We start from the raw sequence: 15,642 nt of genomic DNA, 5'->3' as shown, positions 1-15,642 counted from the left end.
ACCGCCGCGGATGTCCAGCGTCGTTGAGCGCCGTCTTCTTGTGAACTACCGAGTCGACCCTGAGGCCGCCGCGAGCTTGGTGCCGCCGCCGATGCGACCTCAATTGGTTGACGGTTGGGCGGTCGCCGGCATCTGCCTGATCCGCCTCGGACAGTTCCGGCCCAGTTGGCTACCCGGCTGGGTCGGGCTGCGCAGCGAGAACGCGGCGCATCGCATCGCGGTTGAGTGGGATGGTCCGCAGGGACGCTCGGCCGGTGTGTACATCTCGCGTCGCGACAGCGGCTCGGTGATCAATGTCCTTGCCGGTGGCCGACTGTTTCCGGGTGAGCACAGTTTGGCGCGGTTCGACGTGCGGGAGACGGCGGAGGACCTGCATGTAGCCTTCGCCAGTCAGGACGAGACGATCTCCGTGAGCGTGGATGTCCGGACCGCCGAGCGGTTCCAGGGAAGCGAACTGTTCGCCGATCTGGCGCAGGCATCGGACTTCTTTCGATGCGGCTCGGCCGGATTCTCGGCCACGCGTGGCGGTCAATGCCTCGACGGGCTCGAACTCCGAACGGACTCATGGCACGTCGAGCCGGTCGACGTCCGCTCGGTTCGGTCCACGGTCTTCGACGACCAGAACCGGTTCCCGCCAGGCAGCGCGGTGCTCGACTGCGCCTTGCTGATGCGCGGGGTGCCGGTGACCTGGCGCCCCCTACCGCCTCTGCGAGTCGTTGCCGGCTCCGCGACTGTAGGGAATAGCGCACGCCAGGAATAACACCCCTCTACCAGTGATCGGGCGCGTCATCGCCGGCCGCAACCCGGCCACAGATCGCTCTCCCCGGCCGCGGGCCGGTACAGGTCATCCTGGTCGAGCTCCCTCATTACGCGCGAAAACTACACCGCGCCAACCTCCCTCGACCGCGTTTCGAGAGCGCTCATGTACCTGGTGACACGATCGTTAACGACACCCCGCCAACGGGGCGACGCTCGACCGGGTCGGTTCATCGCCACGTCGAACCCGACCGATGCGCGGCCCGGCCCTCACTTTCGCCAGAAGAAGTGATGCACCACCCCGCTCGGGCTCGGAATCTGCTCCAGGTGGAAACGGTCGACGAGTTCGTCGGGACTGGTCCAGAGTCTTTCGCCACGACCGAGTTCGACCGGCGAGACGGCGATATGCATCGCGTCGATCAGGTCGGCCTCGAGGAACTCCCGGACCGTGGCGACCCCGCCGCCGATCCGCACGTCCTTGCCTTCGGCGGCTTCGAATGCCTGCGCCAGGGCGTCCTTGGGAGACGCGTCCAGGAAGTGGAAGGTGGTGTCCCCCAGCGTGAATGAGGGCCGCACGTGGTGGGTTAGGACGAACACGGGTGTGCGGAACGGAGGTTCGTCACCCCACCATCCCTGCCAGTCGTAGTTCTCCCATGGCCCCCGCTGCGGACCGAATTTATTGCGCCCCATGATCTCCGCGCCGATGTTGTTGTGAAAGTCGCGCGTGCAGTAGTCGTCGAAGCCGTAGGTTCCCCCCGGGTCGGTCCGGGTGGGCCAATGCGCGGTGGCGCCCGCCCAGGAGAAGAACGCACTCGGATCGGCGTGGCCGAACGGACGCTCGAAGCTTTGCCCCTCCCCCGAACCGTATCCGTCACTGGACACATTGAAGTTCTGAACTCGGACCAACTGTGTCATCGAAACCCTTTCTGATTGCAATATGCAATCAGTTTGGAACCTACCTGAACTGATCCCATGACGCAACCAGTTGCTCATGACAACTGGACGCTCGAGGCGCAAGCGGCGCCGGAACGACCAGCAACTTTCCAATGGCGGCATAGGCCTGCGCTGCGGATTCGGCGGCGCAATGATATTCGGTATGGACACAACCCTGCTGGGTGATGCTTCAACGCAGCTGGAACAGTTGATCCGGGCGCCGATATGAGCGCGCCGATTGCCAAAGTGGACAGCATCATCGAGGAAGCCCACCGCGTCTACTCCGGTAACCGCGCCGTCACGGATCGACTCGAAGCGGGTGCGCAACGACTGCGCGAACCGCTGCGGATAGCGTTGGCCGGGGCTGGACATGACCGAAGAAATGGCCATAAAGAGCATGTAAAGCCAGCCTCCAGCGACTGGAGAAGCACCAATCCGAACGAGAATGGCGAAGTCATATTCCCCGCAGTCGGCCATCGACGGTCCGCTTCGGTGGAGCGTACGGAATGTTGCTGAAATTTAACTAATGGGTCAGTCATCCAACCCTAGTAGTTGTGGCACGTTCCGTCGGATTATGTATCCATCAGCGCAATTCGTCGTCGATGGGCGGACTCGGGTCCGTGCTCGGGCGCGGCCTGTAGTTCGGGCGCGGCGGCGGCCAGCAATGCATCGCGGTCGCGGTTCAACGGTGGATAGATACGCCGGGTGTTGATGGCGCGCTTGGTGTCTTTAGCCTCCTCGCCGCACGCGACCACGCGGCGGTCCCAGCCCTCGGTATACACCGCGCCTGCCGGTCCCAGATCGAGAACCGTTACATACCAAGGGATCCGCAACGGCTTCATGGGCTTGCCCAGAAGATCGCCGATGACGTTGTATCCGGCCCATCGGCCCATCGGGCGGCTGTGCTGGCAGGACATTACCGACATATGCTCGTCGTCCATTTTCGCGGCGGCGACGTCACCGGCGGCGAATACCCCGGGCACACCGCAGACCCGCAGATAGTCGTCGACGGGGAGTCGACCCAGCCGGTCACGGTCGACCCCGAAGTCGGCGGTCAGCGGGTTGGCCCGCATGCCGGCACACCAGACGACGGTGGCGGCGGTCACCACTTCACCCGAGGAGAGCGTCACGCCGCGCTCGTCGATGGCGAGGACCCCGACGCCCAACTTGGTCTCGATCCCGGTGTAGGCCAGCGCCGCCTCGATGACCGGTCGCGCCGATGCGCCCATGTCCGAGCCGACGTCCGGGTTGCGGTCGACCAGGATGACCCGCGGTGTGACGGCACGCGTGGCAAAGATGTCAGCGAGCATTGCGGGCAGCTCGGTCGCCGCTTCGATGCCCGTCAAACCTGCGCCGACGACGACCACTGTCGCGGCCGCCTGGTCAGCGGGGCCCTCGGCAAGCCGGCGCAGGTGGGCCTGCAGTCTGGTCGCTGCGTCATGGGTGTCGATGTCGAAACCGAACTCGAGCAGACCAGGAATATCGGGCTTGACCACCTGGCTGCCCAACGCGAGCACCAGCCGGTCGTAGCCGTGCGCGCCCGCGGTGGATTCCACGACCCGCGCCAGCGCATCGATCGCCGTCACTTCGCCGGTAATGTGCTTGATTCCGACCGGACCGAGAAGTGGGCTCAGCGGGATGCGGGATGTGCTCAGATCGGTCTCATAGTCGCGCACGCGGATGTCGTGGTACGGCGTGGAACTGATCATCGTGATATCGACGGTTCCGACCGCCCCACCGAGCTCGTCGAGCCGCCGGGCCGCCGCGAGCGCCGCCCACAGACCCGCAAACCCGGACCCGAGAACCACGACACGCGAAGGATCGGTCACTGCAGCGCGCTGCACATCGTCATTTTAAGCCCACATCACCCTATCGATGCTCGCCCTGGCCTGGCTCGTCGCCACGAAAACCGCTGCTGCAAAGGGGGACTCACCGACAGCGAAGAAGGCATGATCGCTCTCACGCTACCGGAGATCCGCCGCCTGCTCATCGCGCTCGTACTCACCCCACCCCACGCCGCCGACCACATCTGGGCCTGGTCACGCCGGCGACGACCCCGACAACACCAAGCCCGACTGTCGCACTACCGGCGACGCGGCCACCCACTTACCTGAGTGCAGTTGCCGTATTAAGGCCCCGGTTTCGATCTCAGTTGGCTTAACGACACGTCATCAGTGGTTCACTTGCGTTCGCCTTCTCGGCCCACACCTGCCTTGTTACGCAAGGCTTTCCCACGACACTCACCACCACGGCTCATTCACCGCAGCAACACGGAACGGTTTTACACCTGCACCTGCATACCGATGCCGAAGGACCCACCTTCATCTCCACAACAGCACAGCGACAACAAGATTCGCGCTTCTACATCATGACCTCCCTGTCACCTTCAGGACACACTAAATGCGTTGGCGGAGACCACGATTGGGCTCTACCAGACCGAAGCAGTCGGTGACGGCTCACCGTTTCGCCGCGGCCCGCTCCATCGGTTGGCCGATGCCGAACTCCTCACTTCGGATTGGATGGACTGGTTCAACAGCTCCCGGTTGATGCATCTCCTGGGTCGTAAGCCGCCGGTCGAGTTCGAAGCCGACTACTATCCCACCCCGACCCAGCAACCCGCCGGAATCAGATAACCGGGCGCGCATCAAGCGCGGGGCGTTTCAGGTGCCTGCGGTACTTCGTGGGTGTCCAGTCCGAGGTCGCGCTCACTCTGCACCGGTAGGTGCGGGAATAGATCACCACGCTTCGTTCGCACCACGGCCAGCCACACGTTCTCGCTGGTCATCCCGCGCACCTGCCGGGCCACTCGATCGTGAGGACCGCCGCGCAACGCGCACTGGGACCGGGCGCCAGGCCAATCATGGACAAGTACGCAAGCATGCGAGAATGGATGGGTGAGTACCAGGCCACTCAGCACCGGTGGCGTACCCCGGATAGCACCCATCCGGCGTGAACGCGCCCGCGCCCGCACATCCGACCGGGTCTATGACGAGTTGGTTTCCGCCATTCGAAACCTGCGTATCCCGCCGGGCGCGTCGCTGTCCGAGACCGACCTGTCCGCCCAGTTGGAGGTCAGCCGCACGCCGCTGCGTGAGGCAATCGCGCGCCTGGTCGACAACGGGTTGGTGTCCGTCGTGCCGCAGGTGGGCACGCGGGTGGAGCGAATCCGGTTACAGGACGTGGAGGAAGCGCGCTTCGTCCGCGAAGCCCTGGAACTGGCCGCCTTCGCGGCCGCATGTGAACGCCCGGACCGCGATGTGAACACAATGCGGATACTGATCACCGAGCAGGAACGCTGCCACGCAAGCCACGACCTCAGTGCCTTCTTCGCCGCGGACGAAGCACTGCACCAGCAGATCTTCGTGCTCAGCGGGCACAGCGGCATCTGGACGATGATGCAGCCGATCAAGCTCCAACTCGACCGGCTACGCCGGCTGAGCCTTCCCGAACCCGACATGGTACGGGAGCTGATCGACGAACACACCGCGATCGTCGACTCGCTGGAGGTCGGTGACATCGAGGGCGGCCAGACACTGCTCCGCGCACACGTTAACCGGGTACGCCGCTACGGTCCGATGTTGCGTGAGCAACATCCCGACTACTTCGCTGACTGACCCGAAGACGTGGACCCGATTCTCGGGCTCGATACTGAACCCGTCGATTTATCGAATGGCAGCGGTTTCTCGGTCGGGGTGTTGTCTCGTCCCGTCCGGTCTCCGTAGAGAAGGCCGAGGCTTGGGCGTCCATCTGGCGCTGCGGCTGGGTCGTCGGCCAAGCCCAGGAGGTCGCCTGGCGCAGTACAGAAACTCACCCCCGGAGATCCGATCGGAGCCAGGCTCCAACTCACCGCTTGCCTGCCTCTCGCGGCGGACCTCGACGCCACCGCCGCCTCGGCGCTGACTGGCGACGCCGGCACTCTACTGTCCGGGCTCGCGCAAAACTTCGCCAACAACACCGATCCCATCGCCGGGAACAACGGATGAATACTTGCATACAAGCAACTGGTATGCAAGATTGTGGTCATGATATTTCCCCGCGACAGAACACAGGGCGCCGTCGGTAGCTCGTGTCGGGACGTCACCGATCCAGCGGCAACGAACAGGCCGGCGTACCTCGGATCTGGTCTTCGAAACGTTTGTCTCGGCCGTCCAGGATCTTGCAGCTTCGGTGTGGGCACGAGGGGTCGGAAAACGCACTCACGAACGCTTCGTCAGTCGCACACCGGTCCGCGAAACGCTGACCCGGCTGGTTGAGGCCGACTGGCGACGATAGTACTGCCGGCCCGGTGTTCTTCGCTGCGGACGAAGCACTGAATCGCGCGGTATTCGGGCTGGTGGGGCAACCTCGCGCGTGGGCCACTGGATCTGCTACGTGCACTTCTGCGATGTCAAGGCAGGGTCCTGCAGTTCGCCGAGTGTTTTCTCGGTGAGGGGCACCTCAATCCTGCCCAGGTCATCCTGCGGCTGCACGCAGTCGGCTGCGAGGGGATTCCTCTTCGAGGACCATATGCCGGCCATGATCGGCGATATCGCCACCGGGCGACACCTCGCCCACCACCACCACCACCACCACCACCGCCGCCGCCGCCGCCGAGCCCACACGATCGGCTGCGTGTGCCGGACGCGCTCGGCCTCGGTAGGCCACACGACATTTCCACCCATCGACGAATTAAGAAGCTGGAGTAACCAATGGCACGCTTTGACGGCCGCAAGGTCCTGGTCACTGGGGCAGGATCCGGCATCGGCTGGGAAATGACCCGACTGTTTCTCGAAGAGGGCGCCCAGGTGATCGGCGCGGACCTCGACCCCGGCAGCCTGCCCGCTGGAGCGCACGCTGTCCGGGCCGACATCAGCGTCGAGGACGATGTCGCCGGATTGTTCGATGTCGCGGCTCGCCTATTCGGTGGCGGAGCCGACATTCTGTGCAACAACGCAGGAATCGGTTCGACCACCAGTGTTTTGAACGCCACGGTCGAGGAATGGGACCGCGTGTTCGCGGTTAATGTCCGTGGCACATTCCTGTGCACCAGATACGCGCTGCCTCACATGCTCGGCCAGGGCTACGGAGTCATCGTCAACACTGCCTCGGTCGCGGGGATGATCGGGCTCCCCGACCGGGCGTCCTACTCCGCGAGCAAGGGGGCGGTCATCTCGCTGACCAAGCAGGTCGCCGTGCAGTGGGCCAAGGAGGGTATCCGCTGCAACTGCATATGCCCGGGCACAGTGGATTCACCTTGGGTGGGCCGGCTACTGGCGCAAGCGGACGATCGCGATACTCGGCGCGCGCAGCTCATTGCCCGTCAACCCATGGGCCGGCTGGCTCAACCCGTGGAAGTGGCCAAGGCAGCACTGTATGTGGCCAGCGACGACGCGGCATTTGTCACCGGCAGCGAATTCGTCATCGACGGCGGAATTCTCGCCGGCTGACCTCCGGACACCGAACACGACGACTGAGAAACGAGTAGAAGATGCGCATTGGTGTGACAGCCGGCCGAGCGAAGATAGTCGCGGGTGACCGGGCGACCGACATCGCAGATGCGAGCGGAGGGCGCTTCGGGCCCGACCCCCTGGCGGTCTATGACCGGTGGGATGAATTTCTGCACTGGGCCAGCGGCGTCCCGGCCGCCGATAACGAGCCATTCGAGGTAGACAAGGCCGACGCCCCCGTACCGCTACCCCGGCAGCTGTTCGGAATCGGGCTCAACTATCGCGCCCACCAAATCGAATCAGGGCTGCCGGAACCGGAGTTCCCGCTGGTGTTCACCAAGTTCCCCAGCTCAGTGACCGGTCCTCGAGGCAATATCGAACTGCCGACCGACCAGGTGGACTGGGAAGTCGAGCTGGCCGTGGTGATCGGACGCCGCGCCCATCACGTCACAGCTGACCGGGCGTGGTCGTTCGTCGCGGGACTGACCGCGGCGCAAGACATTTCCGCGCGCGACGTGCAGATGCGGCCATCCGGGACACCGCAGTTCAGCCTCGGCAAGTCCTTCCCTGGCTTCACACCTCTGGGGCCGGTGCTGGTCACCGTCGACGAGTGGGAAAACCCGAACGCGATCGCGCTGTCGTGCGAGGTCAGCGGTCAGCAGGTGCAAGCCAGCAATAGCTCGGACCTCATCTTCGACGTCAGCACGCTCATCGCCTATCTGTCCGGCATCGTGACGTTGCTGCCCGGTGACGTGATCCTCACCGGCACCCCATCAGGTGTCGGCCTTGGCCAACAGCCACCGCGTTTTCTGACCGACGGCGACGAAATCGTCACTCGCGTCGGGGATCTCGAAATGCGTCACCACGCCCATAGCCGGAGGTGAGCAATGTTCACCACCGAGACCGTCATCCCGTACCTGGTCGGCCGTGGTGTACTCCCCCGCGGCAGCACCGCCTGCGCGTACCCACTGTCCGGAGGGGTATCGAACGAGGTGCTCGCAGTGCGGGGAGACGGGGTGGATGTCGTGGTCAAGCAGGCGCTACCGCGCTTGCGGGTGACGCAGGAGTGGTTCGCCGATCCCGCCAGAATCCTGGTCGAGGCTGCGGCGCTCCGCTTGGCCGGCGAACTGGACCCCACCGCGGTACCGAAAGTGATCGACACCGACGACCAAGCGCTGACCCTCACCATCGAACGCGCACGCGGACAGTGGAAGGACTGGAAAAGCCAACTTCTCGCTGGAACCATCGAACCTGCGGTCGCCGGGACCGTTGCCACCGCACTCGCCCGATGGCATACCGGCACCGCCGGCCAGAGCCGGCTCGCCGCCGACTTCGGTAACGCGCACTTCGCGAGTCTGCGCATAGCGCCGTTCTACCGCGCAGCAGGCGCGGCCAACCCCGGCCTTACCGGTAAGGTCGACGCACTGGCCGATCAGCTGTTGCGCGAGCGCACATGCCTGGTACACGGCGACTTTTCTCCGAAGAACATCCTGGTGAACGGCACCGACGCCTGGGTCATCGACTGGGAGGTTGCCCACTACGGGTCCCCGGTCTTCGATCTTGCGTTTCTCAACACCCACCTGCTCCTCAAAGCGGTCAATCGACCTGAGGACACCCTCGACTACCACCGCGTGGCGGACGCCTTCAACCATGGCTATTCCAGTGCAGTGCGCGGCGACCTGGTCCCGGAATCCGGGCAGCTGGCCGCACACGTCGGATGCCTACTGTTGGCGCGGGTCGACGGCAAATCTCCGGCGGAATATCTCACCCACAGCGGCCGCGAACGGGCACGAGAGCTGGCCCTTGCCGCGCTCCACCGCGAGGCCGACCTCGAAGAACTTTGGAAGACGATCTCATGACAGACACACGCATCACTTCCGTGCTCGCGTGGGAAGCACTGGACTCCCGCGGGACCCCCACGGTCGCCTGCGAGGTACTGCTGGCCTGCGGCGCACGCGGGCAGGCGATGGCACCGTCCGGCGCCTCCACCGGAACCCACGAGGCAGCCGAGCTGCGCGACGCCGATCATCGCTACGCCGGACGGGCCGTCACGCGAGCCGTCGTCAACGTGGAGGCCACACTGGCCGAGGCCGTCCACGGCCTCGACGCTCTGGACCAACCCGCGGTCGATGCTGCTTTGCTCGCCACCGATACCGATGCCACGCTGTCGAATATGGGAGCCAACGCGGTGCTGGCTGTGTCGGTCGCGACCGCGCTCGCCGCCGCCGATGCTCGCCGACTGCCCTTGTACCGCAGCGTTCTCGATGCCGGAGCCGTACCGTTGCTGCCGCTGCCGATGGTCAATATCATCTCCGGCGGCGCACACGCAGGCGGTGCGATCGATATTCAGGACATTCTCGTCGTCCCGGTGGGCGCCGACTCGTTCCGTCAGGCGTTGGAATGGTGTTGGAGTGTCCGGCGAGGCACCGCCGTGGCGGCCGAAAAGCGAGGTCTATCCACTGCGCTCGTCGCAGACGAGGGCGGGCTCGCCTTTCCCCTGACGCGCAACCGCGACGCCTTCGACCTGGTCACCGAAGGGATTCACCGAGCAGGACTCGAGCCGGGGACCCAGGCAGCTATCGCGGTGGACGTCGCGGCCACCCAATTCTTCCATGACGGCCGGTATCTTCTCCGCACCGAAGACCGCGCGCTGACCAGCGCCGAACTCATCAGCGAATTCACCGAGTGGACAACCACCTACCCGCTGATCTCCATCGAAGACCTCCTCGCCGAGGACGACTGGGACGGCTGGGAACAGGCCACCGGACAGCTCGACAACACCCAATTGCTCGGCGACGACCTGTTCGTTACCAACCCGGCCCGGCTGCAGCGCGGAATCACCCAGCACGTCGGCAACGCGGTGCTGGTCAAACCGAACCAGATCGGGACCCTCACCCAGGCGCGGTCTGTCGTGCGCACTGCGCACGATGCAGACTACCGGACGGTGCTCTCCGCCCGCTCCGGCGATACCGAAGACAGCTGGCTCGCCGACCTGGCAGTTGGCTGGCACACCGGCCAGATAAAGGTCGGCTCCACCATGCGCTCCGAGCGCACTGCCAAATGGAACCGGCTGCTGCACATCGAACGCGAACTCGGCGCAGCGGCGGAATTCGCAGGCTGCGACGCCATCCTCCGGTGACTTCGGTCAAGCACCAACGACACCCGTGGTGTGGGGGCAGAAGCACCAGAGTGTCCGGCCCCCACCACGTTTCGCTTCGCTTCGTTCCTTTCGTCAATTCCCTCCGCCGCGTCCCCCGGTGATCTCCTGGGGCAGCGGCTCGCCGCGGGTCTGTATGCGCAGACGGTGAAGCTCTGCTTCCGCGGCGAGCTGATCACGGTCCATGCTCGCGCCCGTGCGCCGCCGCCAGACCGGTCCCGCACGGACACCGCTCATGGCGTGAAATACCCCGGGTACTCGGACCGGACCCTATCGGCCTGGTCGAGCACGTGACGAGAATGTTCCGTGATGAGGCGCATACCCTCCTCGACATCCCTGTTCTCGAGCAGATCCACAATGCGTATGTGCTCGTCGATGACGTCCCGGGTGATCACGGTCTCGGAAAACGCCAGACGGCGAAGTCGGTCCAGCTGCAGCTTTGAGCGCCGAATCATGCTCCAGACCCCCGGATAACCGGCCAGCCTGAAGATCTCCTGATGCAGATCCTCATCCGAGACGAAGAAGTCTTCGACGTCACGGTCGGCCACCGCCTGCTCCTGACGCAGCAGAATGCGCCGGAGTCCGCCGACATCGCCACCGGATTCGCAGGCTTCCCGGAATGCTGCCGTCTCCAGGGCGCGGCGAATGAAGCAGGCTTCCCGGACCTCCGAGAGGTCGATGAGTGCCACGCTGGTCCGGACCTGGGAGACGACACTGAGCAGGCCCTGATCGACCAGCCGGGAAATGGCTTCCCGCAACGGTGTCCGGCTTACCCCCAACTGCACGGAGAGCTCGGCCTCGGACAGCAGAGCCCCTGGTTCGAGCCGCAGGTCTCTGATCGCCGACGTGAGTTCATCGTGGACCCGGTCTGAGATGCGCTGCCGAGCCGGGGTGCGGACGACCCGCCGCAGACCGGAAGACGGTGCGGGCGACGCACCCTCAGCGGACAGGAAAGTAGAAGCCATGCTGAAATTTTGACCGATCGAGCCCTTGTATACAAGTATGTTTGAACTCTAGTATGGTGCGACCTGCAATCAAAGGAGATTGGAATGCAGCGGAGATTTCTCTCGCTTGTCGCAGCTGGGGTCCTGACCGTCCTTGCGGTCTCGGGATGCGGGCCGGCGGGCAGCGGTGGCGCGGGTGGCGGTGGCAAGAAGCTCACGGTCGGGCTGATCATGCTCCAGGGCGACGAATACTTCAGGGGGATCCAGACCGCGCTGGAAGCGGCGGTGAAGGCCGACGGTGGGAAGGTCATCGCGGCCAACTCGAACAATGATGCAGGCGCGGAGGCTGCCGCCGCGCAGAACATGATCCAGCGACAGGTTGACGCGATCATCATGCAGCCCGTTACCGTTGCCGGCTCGCTGGCGACGATGAAATCGATCAAGGCTGCGAGCATCCCGCTGATCTGTTACGGCAACTGCACGGCCGACGCCACGAATCCCTCCGTTGTCAAGGGGGTCGTCCAGTCCGACAACACGGCCCTGGGAACGGCGACAGGAAAAGCCGCCGCGGAATACATCAAGGGCAAGCTCGGCGGGTCGGCGAGGATCGGCATCCTGAACTGCGACAGCGCGGCCGAAACCTGCAAATTACGCAAAGCCGGCTTCAAGAAGGCGCTCGAGGATGCGGGGGTGACGGCCACCTATGCCTCCGACCAGGAGGGATTCCTCGCGGATAAGGCCACCACTGTCGCCACCAACATGCTCTCCGGAGATCCCGGCATCAACCTGCTCTGGGCCGCCAATGAAGGGGGCACCGTCGGGGAGGTGAGCGCTGTCCAGCAGTCCGGCAAAACCGTTCCCGTCTTCGGCACGGACATCTCCAAACAACTCGCTGGCTTCCTGCAGGATAAGAACAACATTCTTCAGGCCACGACCGGGCAGGACCCGCAGACCACCGCGAAGGACGCGTACGAGCGGGCGAAGAACGCCGTCGCGGGCAATGCGAACTCCCCTCTGGAGACCGACCTCCCCGGAATCACCTATAGCCGTGACGATCCGGCCGCGGTGAACAAGTACCTGGGCAAGTAGGAACAGGAACGGCAGGTGCCGAGGCCTTACACGCCAACGCATGGTGTCTGCCCGGTCATCGATGAAGGAACGCTTGTGGATAAGACCGCTCCCCCGATCCTGGAATGCATTTCCCTCAGCAAAACCTATGGAACCGTCAAGGCGCTGGTAGACGTCGACCTCACCCTGCGTGCTGGGGAGGTGCGGGCCCTGCTCGGGAAGAATGGGGCCGGGAAATCGACCCTGGTGAACCTAATCTCCGGGTCCCAGCAGCCGGATCGCGGAAGACTGCGCGTGTCCGGCAAAGAGGTGCATTGGAGCCGGCCGGGCGACGCACGGGCCGGCGGCATCGCCGTGGTGCACCAGGAGTTCAGCCTCGTGCCGGGACTGTCGGTGGCGGAGAACATCACGCTCGGTCGCTGGCCCGAACGCCGGACCGGACCGGGCTTCATCGATTCCAAGACGTTGGAAGACAATGCCCGGCGAGCCATCGAGATGCTGGGCGAACCGATTCCGCTGTGGCAGGAAGTCGGCAACCTTTCCCTGGCGCATCAGCAGCTCGTAGAAATCGCCAAGGCACTTCTCGACGAGCCCCGGGTACTGATCCTGGACGAGCCGACCAGCGCCCTGAACAGTCACGAGGTCCACGCGCTGCTGGCGCTGATCCGACGCCTGGCCGGTCAGGGCGTGGCAATCATCTATGTGTCCCATCGGATGAAAGAGATCCCGCTGGTTGCCGACACACTCACTGTGTTGCGAGACGGCCGCGAAGTGCAGACCTTAGGTGCACACGAGGCGAGCGCCGAAAAGGTGGCCGCGCTCATCGCGGGCGAGAGCAGCCAGGCGGCGGCCCGGATAGCGCACCGGGATCGTCGTGACCAGCCGGTCGTACTGTCGGTGCGGGACATGCGCATCCCGGGTGTGCTGAGCGGCGTCGACTTCGATCTGCACGACGGTGAAGTGCTCGGCATAGCCGGGCTGCTGGGATCGGGGCGCACAGAGCTTCTCGAAGCCATCTACGGCCTGCGACACGGCGTCCGGGGCGAGGTATCCGTGGCCGGCGAACGCATCCTGCGTCGCCGCCCCCGCCGCATGCTGGCCAGAGGAGTCGGACTGGCCCCCGAGGACCGGAAAGGCTCCGGAATCGTGCCGATGCTCGGGGTCGGGGAAAACATCCTGCTATCGGCGAGGGGCCGGGTGCTGCCGCGGTTCTGGATCAAGCCCCCGCGCGAGGCCGCCGTGACGAAGGAAACGCTGCGCGCGCTCTCGATCGTCGCATCGACAGCGGGTCAAGAGATCGGCACTCTGTCCGGCGGAAACCAGCAAAAGGCTGTGATAGGCCGGCTGCTGGCGGCGAAGATGTCGGTGCTGTTGCTCGATGAGCCGACCCGCGGCATCGACGTCCACGCCAAAGGCCAAATCTACAAGCTCATTCGAGAGCTGGCCGGGAACGGGATTTCCTCCATCTTTGTCTCCTCGGAGCTCGAGGAACTCTCGGAAGTCTGCGACCGCGTCCTGGTGCTCAGGGATGGCCGGATCCGAGACGAAGTCGTCGGGGCCGGTGCCACGACCGAAAAACTATTGGCACTTGCCATGAAAGAAGGCAACTGAAATGTCCCAACCGGACGTCATGCAGCCCCAAAGAAAGGCCGCCGAATCCGAGGCCGGCGGCCTGTTCACGCGCATCCGCTCCTGGGACGGCATCGGCCTGCTCGGCGTGCTGGTACTGGTCTTCCTGGTATTGGCTGTCACCGCACCGAACTTTCTCAGCACGGGCAATCTGCTCAACATTCTTCAGCAAGCCGCCTTCTTCGGGATTGTTGCTTTCGCTATGACGCTGGTCATCGTCGCCGGCGAGATCGACATCTCCGTGGGATCCCTTGCCGCGCTGTCATCTGCCCTGCTGGGAGTCATGGTCGTCAACCTCGGATGGCCGATGTGGGCCTCGTGCTTCCTAGTCCTTGTCACCGCTGCTGCCATCGGCGCCCTCGCCGGATGGATCCGGGCAGTATTCGGGGTGCCGACCTTCATCGCCACGCTCGCCCTGTATCTGGGACTGCGCGGAATGGCCATGCTGATCACCGACACGTTCCCGATTCCCGTCGACTCCGACAAGTTTTTCTACTGGGGGAGCGGAAAGATCGCCGGAGTCATTCCCGTGCCGGCTGTCTATCTCCTGGTCGTCTTTATCGTGATCGCGGTGATCGCACGCAAAACGGTGTTCGGCCGGTCGATTTACGCCGTGGGCGGAAATGCGAAATCCGCCGAACTTTCCGGCATCAACGTACGCACCATCCGCATTTCGGTGCTGGCGATCTCCGCGTTGACCGCGGCGGTCACCGGGTTGCTCCAATCCGCACAGCTGTCCTCCGGAAACGGCACCATCGCCAACGGGCTGGAGTTCGATGCGATCGCCGCCGCCATCATCGGCGGCGCCGCGCTGAGCGGCGGCAAGGGGACCATCGTCGGGACCCTGATCGGTGTCCTGTTCATTGCCGTACTCATGAACGGGATGGTGCTGCTGGGAGTCGACCCCTACGCCCAGCAGGTCGTCCGCGGCGGCGTTGTCCTCATCGCGGTCTTGGTGAACGTATGGCGCTCACGCCGAGTGGCAACCTCGACCTGACCAGCGGGCCACCGCCACCCGAGGATCATCGACACAAGGAAGAAATGGCCACGATACCGCCCAACGACACCGAACGATTCGATCTCGTTGCCGCTTCGCTCTACACCCCGGTTCTCGGCGACGTCCTGGATGCGATCGGCCGTACGCACCAGTTCCTGCCGGCTGCGGTGCAGCCCCTGCTGCCCACCATGATCGTGGTCGGCCGGGCGATGCCGGTGCTGGTCGGGGACGTCTTCGGGACGCCAGCGAAGCCTTTCGGCAAACTGACCGAAGCCCTGGACGCTTTGCAGCCCGGCGACGTTTACCTGGCCCGCCGCGGCCGTCTCGATTGCGCCGCCTGGGGCGAGATCATGACTGCGGCCGCACGTGCCAGAGGAGCGGTCGGCGCCGTCATCGATGGCTACCACAGGGACACCGATCAGGTCTTGGACCAGAAATTTCCGGTCTTCAGCCGCGGCGGCTACGGCCAGGATTCGGCAGTCCGCGGCTCTGTGCTCGACTACGGGATTCCCCTCGAAATCGACGGTGTTCAGATCACCCCCGGAGACCTCATCGTGGGGGACAGGGACGGCGTCCTGGTCATCCCGGCCGCCCTCGAGGACGAAGTGCTGGCCCGCGCGCTGGACAAAGCCAGCGCCGAGAACCAGGTCCGCCACGCCATTGAACAGGGAATGAGCACCACTGAAGCCTTTGCGACCTACGGCGTCCTGTGAACGCCGCAGGTACCGCCCG

15 protein-coding genes and 1 pseudogene are annotated in these 15,642 nt (G+C 64.6%); 11 read left to right on the top strand and 5 right to left on the bottom strand.

Annotated elements, in window-relative coordinates:
* Window positions 1–10: 10 nt before the first annotated feature.
* A complete protein-coding gene (locus ABZW16_RS07930) occupies window positions 11–760 on the top strand; it encodes a DUF2071 domain-containing protein (RefSeq protein ID WP_354953404.1) in 750 nt (249 codons plus the stop codon).
* A gap of 266 nt (window positions 761–1,026) precedes the next feature.
* Here ABZW16_RS07930 and ABZW16_RS07925 read toward each other — a convergent pair whose 3' ends face one another.
* Both ABZW16_RS07925 and ABZW16_RS07920 read right to left on the bottom strand, forming a co-directional pair.
* Window positions 1,027–1,671 carry a dihydrofolate reductase family protein gene (locus tag ABZW16_RS07925; RefSeq protein WP_354953402.1) on the bottom strand — a complete coding sequence of 215 codons (645 nt, stop codon included), beginning with the start codon at window positions 1,669–1,671 and terminating at the stop codon, window positions 1,027–1,029.
* Window positions 1,672–2,261: 590 nt separating this feature from the next.
* Entirely contained in the window at window positions 2,262–3,518 is a 1,257-nt protein-coding gene (locus tag ABZW16_RS07920; protein WP_354953400.1) for an FAD-dependent oxidoreductase, read from the bottom strand.
* Window positions 3,519–4,088: 570 nt separating this feature from the next.
* On the opposite strand from ABZW16_RS07920, the pseudogene ABZW16_RS07915 reads away from it, so the two are divergent.
* Window positions 4,089–4,322 (top strand): annotated as a pseudogene (locus ABZW16_RS07915) (IS3 family transposase); the annotation flags it as partial.
* A gap of 11 nt (window positions 4,323–4,333) precedes the next feature.
* On the opposite strand, the gene ABZW16_RS07910 reads toward ABZW16_RS07915, so the two are convergent.
* A complete protein-coding gene (locus tag ABZW16_RS07910; RefSeq protein ID WP_354953398.1) occupies window positions 4,334–4,474 on the bottom strand; it encodes a hypothetical protein in 141 nt (46 codons plus the stop codon).
* Between the two features lie 109 nt (window positions 4,475–4,583).
* On the opposite strand from ABZW16_RS07910, the gene ABZW16_RS07905 reads away from it, so the two are divergent.
* Window positions 4,584–5,303 carry a GntR family transcriptional regulator gene (locus ABZW16_RS07905; protein ID WP_354953396.1) on the top strand — a complete coding sequence of 240 codons (720 nt, stop codon included), beginning with the start codon at window positions 4,584–4,586 and terminating at the stop codon, window positions 5,301–5,303.
* An 838-nt stretch (window positions 5,304–6,141) separates the two neighbouring features.
* Here the strand turns inward: ABZW16_RS07905 and ABZW16_RS07900 are convergent.
* The gene (locus tag ABZW16_RS07900) at window positions 6,142–6,333 is read right to left on the bottom strand and encodes a hypothetical protein (protein WP_354953394.1); all 192 of its coding nucleotides are present in this window, start codon (window positions 6,331–6,333) and stop codon (window positions 6,142–6,144) included.
* A 44-nt stretch (window positions 6,334–6,377) separates the two neighbouring features.
* On the opposite strand from ABZW16_RS07900, the gene ABZW16_RS07895 reads away from it, so the two are divergent.
* The 4 genes from ABZW16_RS07895 to eno are packed head-to-tail and all read left to right on the top strand — an operon-like array spanning window position 6,378 to window position 10,254.
* Window positions 6,378–7,115 carry an SDR family oxidoreductase gene (locus ABZW16_RS07895; RefSeq protein WP_354953392.1) on the top strand — a complete coding sequence of 246 codons (738 nt, stop codon included), beginning with the start codon at window positions 6,378–6,380 and terminating at the stop codon, window positions 7,113–7,115.
* Between the two features lie 41 nt (window positions 7,116–7,156).
* A complete protein-coding gene (locus ABZW16_RS07890) occupies window positions 7,157–7,999 on the top strand; it encodes a fumarylacetoacetate hydrolase family protein (protein ID WP_354953390.1) in 843 nt (280 codons plus the stop codon).
* 3 nt (window positions 8,000–8,002) lie between these two features.
* Window positions 8,003–8,974: a phosphotransferase gene (locus ABZW16_RS07885; RefSeq protein ID WP_354953388.1), complete on the top strand. Its 972-nt coding sequence runs from the start codon at window positions 8,003–8,005 to the stop codon at window positions 8,972–8,974.
* On the top strand, window positions 8,971–10,254 hold the full coding sequence (gene eno, locus ABZW16_RS07880; protein WP_354953386.1) for a phosphopyruvate hydratase: 1,284 nt from the start codon (window positions 8,971–8,973) through the stop codon (window positions 10,252–10,254). The genes ABZW16_RS07885 and eno overlap by 4 nt, the downstream gene beginning before the upstream one ends.
* Before the next feature lie 251 nt (window positions 10,255–10,505).
* On the opposite strand, the gene ABZW16_RS07875 is transcribed toward eno, so the two are convergent.
* On the bottom strand, window positions 10,506–11,237 hold the full coding sequence (locus ABZW16_RS07875) for a GntR family transcriptional regulator (RefSeq protein ID WP_354953384.1): 732 nt from the start codon (window positions 11,235–11,237) through the stop codon (window positions 10,506–10,508).
* Between the two features lie 84 nt (window positions 11,238–11,321).
* On the opposite strand from ABZW16_RS07875, the gene ABZW16_RS07870 reads away from it, so the two are divergent.
* From ABZW16_RS07870 to ABZW16_RS07855, 4 genes are all read left to right on the top strand, one after another.
* A complete protein-coding gene (locus ABZW16_RS07870) occupies window positions 11,322–12,305 on the top strand; it encodes a substrate-binding domain-containing protein (RefSeq protein ID WP_354953382.1) in 984 nt (327 codons plus the stop codon).
* Window positions 12,306–12,380: 75 nt separating this feature from the next.
* The gene (locus tag ABZW16_RS07865; protein ID WP_354953380.1) at window positions 12,381–13,895 is read left to right on the top strand and encodes a sugar ABC transporter ATP-binding protein; all 1,515 of its coding nucleotides are present in this window, start codon (window positions 12,381–12,383) and stop codon (window positions 13,893–13,895) included.
* 1 nt (window position 13,896) lies between these two features.
* Window positions 13,897–14,910, top strand: a complete 1,014-nt coding sequence (locus ABZW16_RS07860; RefSeq protein WP_354953378.1) for an ABC transporter permease — start codon at window positions 13,897–13,899, stop codon at window positions 14,908–14,910.
* Window positions 14,877–15,623 carry an RraA family protein gene (locus ABZW16_RS07855; RefSeq protein ID WP_354953376.1) on the top strand — a complete coding sequence of 249 codons (747 nt, stop codon included), beginning with the start codon at window positions 14,877–14,879 and terminating at the stop codon, window positions 15,621–15,623. The genes ABZW16_RS07860 and ABZW16_RS07855 overlap by 34 nt, the downstream gene beginning before the upstream one ends.
* Window positions 15,624–15,642 lie beyond the last annotated feature (19 nt).

The sequence above is a fragment of the Nocardia sp. NPDC004604 genome (genome assembly GCF_040609795.1).
GTDB lineage: Bacteria > Actinomycetota > Actinomycetes > Mycobacteriales > Mycobacteriaceae > Nocardia.
The sequence above is the reverse complement of the archived record's forward strand: the minus strand, read 5'-3'. Positions and strand labels throughout refer to the sequence as shown.

What these genes read in the sequence shown, in the direction of transcription:
- eno (WP_354953386.1), top strand. Translation starts at nt 8,971, where the DNA reads ATGACAGACACACGCATCACTTCCGTGCTCGCGTGGGAAGCACTGGAC.
- ABZW16_RS07885 (WP_354953388.1), top strand. Translation starts at nt 8,003, where the DNA reads ATGTTCACCACCGAGACCGTCATCCCGTACCTGGTCGGCCGTGGTGTA.
- ABZW16_RS07875 (WP_354953384.1), bottom strand. Translation starts at nt 11,237, where the DNA reads ATGGCTTCTACTTTCCTGTCCGCTGAGGGTGCGTCGCCCGCACCGTCT.
- ABZW16_RS07925 (WP_354953402.1), bottom strand. Translation starts at nt 1,671, where the DNA reads ATGACACAGTTGGTCCGAGTTCAGAACTTCAATGTGTCCAGTGACGGA.
- ABZW16_RS07930 (WP_354953404.1), top strand. Translation starts at nt 11, where the DNA reads ATGTCCAGCGTCGTTGAGCGCCGTCTTCTTGTGAACTACCGAGTCGAC.
- ABZW16_RS07890 (WP_354953390.1), top strand. Translation starts at nt 7,157, where the DNA reads ATGCGCATTGGTGTGACAGCCGGCCGAGCGAAGATAGTCGCGGGTGAC.
- ABZW16_RS07860 (WP_354953378.1), top strand. Translation starts at nt 13,897, where the DNA reads ATGTCCCAACCGGACGTCATGCAGCCCCAAAGAAAGGCCGCCGAATCC.
- ABZW16_RS07870 (WP_354953382.1), top strand. Translation starts at nt 11,322, where the DNA reads ATGCAGCGGAGATTTCTCTCGCTTGTCGCAGCTGGGGTCCTGACCGTC.
- ABZW16_RS07855 (WP_354953376.1), top strand. Translation starts at nt 14,877, where the DNA reads ATGGCGCTCACGCCGAGTGGCAACCTCGACCTGACCAGCGGGCCACCG.
- ABZW16_RS07910 (WP_354953398.1), bottom strand. Translation starts at nt 4,474, where the DNA reads ATGACCAGCGAGAACGTGTGGCTGGCCGTGGTGCGAACGAAGCGTGGT.
- ABZW16_RS07895 (WP_354953392.1), top strand. Translation starts at nt 6,378, where the DNA reads ATGGCACGCTTTGACGGCCGCAAGGTCCTGGTCACTGGGGCAGGATCC.